This window comes from Paenibacillus sp. 598K (assembly GCF_003851045.1).
GTDB lineage: Bacteria > Bacillota > Bacilli > Paenibacillales > Paenibacillaceae > Paenibacillus_D.
Window position 1 is genome coordinate 1 of sequence record NZ_BFBX01000347.1, and the last position, 646, is coordinate 646.

The 646-nt window shown below is 64.6% G+C and carries 2 protein-coding genes; both read left to right on the forward strand.

The features are described from left to right. Nucleotides 1–383: nickel pincer cofactor biosynthesis protein LarB (gene larB / locus PA598K_RS35400; protein WP_128661324.1), on the forward strand; the 383-nt coding region annotated here is incomplete at its 5' end. Next, nucleotides 383–646: nickel insertion protein (larC, locus tag PA598K_RS35405; protein WP_128661325.1), on the forward strand; the 264-nt coding region annotated here is incomplete at its 3' end. The genes larB and larC, both read left to right, overlap by 1 nt.

Consider the following 646-nt stretch of genomic DNA (forward strand, 5'->3'; position numbering starts at 1 on the left):
CCAGCGACATCCCGGTCGCCGAGGAAGCGGCGCAGACGGCAGAGTGGATGGGCTGTACGGTGCAGCGCATCTACGATGTCGGCGTCGCCGGTATCGACCGACTGCTCGCCTACCGCGAGGAGATCCGCCGGGCGCATGTCGTCATCGTCGTCGCAGGCATGGAAGGCGCGCTGGCGAGCGTCGTCGGCGGTATGGTGCGTCGTCCCGTGGTGGCCGTGCCGACCTCGGTCGGCTATGGCGCGCATATGCAGGGCGTCACGCCGATGCTGGCGATGATGACCTCCTGTGCCGCTGGTGTCGCCGTCATGAACATCGACAACGGCTTCGGCGCAGCGTATTATGCGAGCACGATCCTGCAGTTGGTGAAGGAGGCGGACCGCTGATGGGCAAGCATCTCTATATCGACTGCGTCTCCGGCATCGCTGGCGACATGGCGCTGGCCGCGCTCATCGATGCGGGCGCCGACCTCGACTATATCGTCGCGCATCTGCAACGGCTGCCGTTCGACGACTTCGAGATGGGCGTCGTGCCCGTCATGAAGCAAGGCATCGCCGCCAAGCAGTTGACCCTCGCCTTCGCTGGCTCGGAGAAGAGCGATGGCTGGCTTGGGGTGGGGCATAGCCATAGTCATAGCCATAGTCATAGT